The sequence below is a fragment of the Flavobacteriales bacterium genome, from assembly GCA_013001705.1.
Lineage (GTDB): Bacteria > Bacteroidota > Bacteroidia > Flavobacteriales_D > JABDKJ01 > JABDLZ01.
In genome coordinates this window covers 1-4461 of record JABDLZ010000132.1, presented here as the reverse complement: position 1 = coordinate 4461, position 4461 = coordinate 1, and the positions used below count along the sequence as shown (strand labels likewise).

At 48.9% G+C, this 4461-nt stretch carries 3 protein-coding genes; 1 reads left to right on the top strand and 2 read right to left on the bottom strand.

The window, feature by feature from the left end; translation table 11 throughout:
- On the bottom strand, positions 1-1895 hold a 1895-nt coding region (locus HKN79_05475), incomplete at its 3' end, for a hypothetical protein (GenBank protein NNC83008.1).
- A 221-nt stretch (positions 1896-2116) separates the two neighbouring features.
- Between HKN79_05475 and HKN79_05470 the strand changes: the two genes are divergently transcribed.
- Complete coding sequence (locus HKN79_05470) at positions 2117-3367, top strand: alpha/beta hydrolase fold domain-containing protein (protein ID NNC83007.1); 1251 nt, start codon at positions 2117-2119, stop codon at positions 3365-3367.
- Here HKN79_05470 and HKN79_05465 read toward each other — a convergent pair.
- On the bottom strand, positions 3357-4461 hold a 1105-nt coding region (locus HKN79_05465; protein ID NNC83006.1), incomplete at its 5' end, for a T9SS type A sorting domain-containing protein. The two genes, HKN79_05470 and HKN79_05465, sit on opposite strands and share 11 nt — an antisense overlap.

Here is a 4461-nt window from a genome sequence, read left to right as displayed (position 1 = left end):
GCCCCAGCAGGTGGAGTATATATTCCGGTCTCCGGGTCGAAATCGGGTGTATTGAATATCTTCTCTTCACTCCAAGGGCTCACAGCTTGTGAACCCTCCTGACAGCTCACCCTCACCCTCCAGCGATAGCGGATATTGGGGTCCACATCAGGTCTATTGAATTTGACGGGCCATTTGAAGAAGTCTTGCCCGGGTTTCACACGATTGTTGATGCTGCTGACCGGACCATCAACTATCGGAGTATTGGTCGAGAGATCCCTGATAGGCCAGAATTCAATATCCAGTGCGGCATTATCTTGAGCGGTGTATTTCACTTGAGGACTGTCCTTGTAGAATTTGACCTGTACCCGATCGATCACTCCATTCGGATATGGGACCGGTTGTAAGGATTTGGTCAGATCGACCGGAGCGCTTGCGAACACTTCGCACGGATCACTTGTTCCCGTCAAGCAGAAGTTGGTAGTCTCTGTAGAAGCGAACGTGCCACCACTGGCCAAGATATTTCCGAGGTCATCAACAAGCGTATATGACCCTTGTCCGTACTCACAACACATACCATCCCCATAGGAATCATTGATCACGAAGTCGTAGCATCCATCAGGCAAGCAGATATATTCATCTGGCTGAGGATATTCTCCACTCAGAAGCTCAGTGTCATACGGTCCACCTGATATTACAACGGAGCCGTTGTCATCTTGGATCTCCCATGTAGTCTCTCCTCCCCAGCGATCTGTGATGATGCTCAAGGTAAGGTCATTGGTACAGGGTACGGGGCACGGTGCGCAGTCAGCTCCTCCACAATCCACACCGGTCTCATCTTCATCCTGCACTCCATTGGTGCAGTGGTCTGGGAGTCCGGGTCCACAGACATTCTGTGCATTATTGACGAGGGATGAGAAATTGGCAGCTACGTAGTTCTCCATGCGTACGGATTGTCCATTGGAGAACATGTACATGCACGCATCATCGGTATAGTCCATATAGCTCATGTGCATATCGGTCGATCCACAGGAGGCAGAACCGTTGGACGGGCAACCATAATATGGAGAATCAGAATCCGGAGTATCACCCACACCATCGTCCGATCCACATCCGCCACCCCAAACATGATTCAGGTTCAGATAGTGTCCGAGTTCATGGGTCAGGGTCCGTCCTAGGTCATAAGGAGCACCTGGAGCTGTACCAGAACAGCCGGTACCACTTCCGAAAGCGTTATTGTCCACAACCACGCCATCTCCATTTCCAGCACCTCCTAGTGGAGAGTACCCAAGGAAGTTGATGTTCCTGACAAAGACATTGACATAACCCGCCCAATTGGCATCGAAATCGCCCGAAGTCTGATTGATCGTCACTGCGGGTTCACCTTCGACCAGACCGTATCCACTGGGGTGATTGCTGGTAGCCAAGCAGAATTCCAAACAGGTCTCTCCATTTGAGGTTCCTGGGAAATAAGAAGAAGCCGAATTGTTCCAATTCGATATATCAGCATTCATTCCTTGATAGTCATCGTTCAAAATCTGCACCTGATTCTGAGCTTGTGCGAGCAGACAGGCAGCATCCGGATTGCTTACACCTTGGAAATGGATTGCAATCGGAAGTACGACCGGATCAGCACATAGGGCCGAGCGATCAGTGGTCAGCTGGCTCACTTGAAAGAGTGACTGACGCAAATCATGCGCAGCCTTGTAGGCTGGATCGGAGAGCAAGTCCTGCATATGGGTCTCCATAGCACAGGTCCGTTGCGCATTCATGGAGACTTGAGACAATAGGATAACGAGGGCGAGAGAAGTCGCCTGAGATAGTAGTCTATACATGTTCAATGGAAGGATAATTCGAGAATTTACAAAAATCAGCATGCAAGGTAAGTCAAATACAGGCTTCTGACTATCAGGCATTTTCCACGATCTAGATTGCTCCACAATGCCTTGTTCTTATCATTCAGGAATCCACGCGAAGCACATGCTGTTTCTTGAGAGATTCAATATTTAATAAGAACTTACATCCATTCGTCTTCAATGACTGTTAAGCGAGGCATCGATAGACTGAATAAATACTTGAACACATGAGGTATATCCACCTTATTTCCTGCGTATTATGCCTAGTCGCAATTGATTTGATGATTGCTCAGGAGAGTCCATACTGCGTACCAGAACGATTTGGTAATCAGTACATCTATGCTGAAGAAGATGTCGTGGTGCAATCCGATATAGAATATGGTCTCTCCCAGACCGTGGATGGAATATGGGAGCCCCAACTCATGGATATATACACGGTGGACCCCGTTCTGGACAGCTTGGATAAGCGCCCATTGGTCATCGTATTGCACGGTGGTGGATTCAAGACTGGGGATAAGACTGATTATCTGGTCGTGGAGTCCATGCTCGCCCTTGCGCGCAGCGGATACACGGCCGCTACTTTCAATTACCGGCTAGGATACGATGAACCGTCCGGTCCATGCTCTGCCGACCCGGATGACATACGTAGAGCGGCCTATCGTGCTCTTCAGGACTGTCATGCAGCCATGCGCTTCCTCTTCCATCATCAGGACACATATGAGATAGATACTTCATTTGTCTTTGCCGGTGGTGTGAGCGCAGGTGGCACGCTTGCCTCATTGCTCCATTACGGCACGCCAGAGTATTTCAATGAATTCTTCCCTTCCCTACCCTTGGAACTAGGGCCTTTGAATACCACTGGAAACGATCTGGATGATGAATTCCATATCGATGGGTTGATCATGGCCTGGGGTTCTTTCCCTCCGTTCTTGGATATCACATCGGATAATGTCATACCCATTGTCACCTATCATGGAGCCAACGATAGTGTGGTACCTATTGGCAACGGCACATTCAACAACTGTCCGGATTATCCACTCACTGTAGGACCTGATGTCTATATCCCTGACGTAGACGCAGCCGGAGGAGCCTGCTACGACTATAACCGTAGCCCAGATGGCGAGCACAACATCAGCATGTACGGTGAGTTCTACATCAAGAATCGCACGATGTGTTTCATGAAGTCCATCATGTGTAACAGTTGTGAGAGCAGCCAACAAGAAGAAGGAGATCCCACTTGCCCTGAATTGGGTGTAGGACTCAGTGAGAATGATCAGGAGAACACGAGACTGAGGGTGGTCCCGAATCCTATCGAAGGACGTACGGTCTGTTTGGAAGGACAAGGAATCACTGGTCCACTAACGGTAGAGATATACGACTCCAATGGAAGAAGTACCGACTCCCCTGCCCGTATCGACCTGAGTTCAGGAAATCATTGCCTGGAGATAGAAGGCCTGCGAAGCGGCATCTATCACTTGAAGGTCATATCTACGGACGGTGATGTACAGACCTTGGATTTCCTTATCCGGTAACACTGACCCGCACTGAAACATCGACCTCCTCATTCTTCACATGAATGATGTAGGTACCCGCAGGAAGATCGGAAAGATCCAATCGGGTCTGGTCTATTCCCTGAATGGATCGGAAAAGGAGCATTCTCCCACTGATATCTGTAAGTTCGATATCGGTCTGATAGCCCTTGTTCTGTAGCAGTTCCAGATTCACATATGAATCGGTCGGGTTGGGATAGACGCGTAGATGGTCCTTGAAATTCTCTGCCACGGACGAAGGAGTCTGTACCGGGATATCTTCAAGAATGACGATAGCGTAAGGAGGAATCTCCAGTGAGTTTGCACCGGTCTCCCCTTCATCGGTCTGGATGAACGATGTATTCCATCCCTGATCGATATGGGTGGTCAGATGTTCCGGGGCCACATAGTGTATCGAGTAACGTGTATCTCCCTGGAAAGAGGCCATACCATCTAGGTCTAGCGTCAAGGGTTCATCCCTCAGATTGACGATAAGAGCTTTATCATCTTCACCATTCTTATAGAGCCAACCGTGGGCATCCAAGGTATTCATCGTGGTGACTGCTCCGGTGTGGTCCGCATACTCCAATACGTTGTGAAGCGGCAGCATATCACCCACAGGCAGGTCTGGCGTCCAATTACCTAGCGGGTCGATATCGATAAGTTCTTCTGGAGCGATAAGTAATCGCTGAATACTATCAGCGTCATTCATCAGGTGAATGATCTCCTTCATGGCCAATCCAGCTCCAGTCAGTAATCGGTCTTCGGTCATAGCCGCTTCACGCTCTGCACCATAGAATAGGTGCATGGCTATCTTGGAGATATCCATTCCGAAAGCATTATTGGTCCAAGGATCATCCATTTCGGACCGATAGGTCAGAAACCTATCCATGATCGTGAAAATGTTCAAAGCATGCAGCCAGTCTGCACTGTCATATACGAAGTCCTCATCTTGCCACGAGGAGAAAGCCGCATCACACTTCTCAGAATAATCGTAGGCATTGAATTCTGTGATCCAGAGCTCTATTTCCGAATCGCTGAAAGCGACCAGATTCTTCTGAAAGGTCAAGCGGTCCAGATGGGCTTGGATATAATGT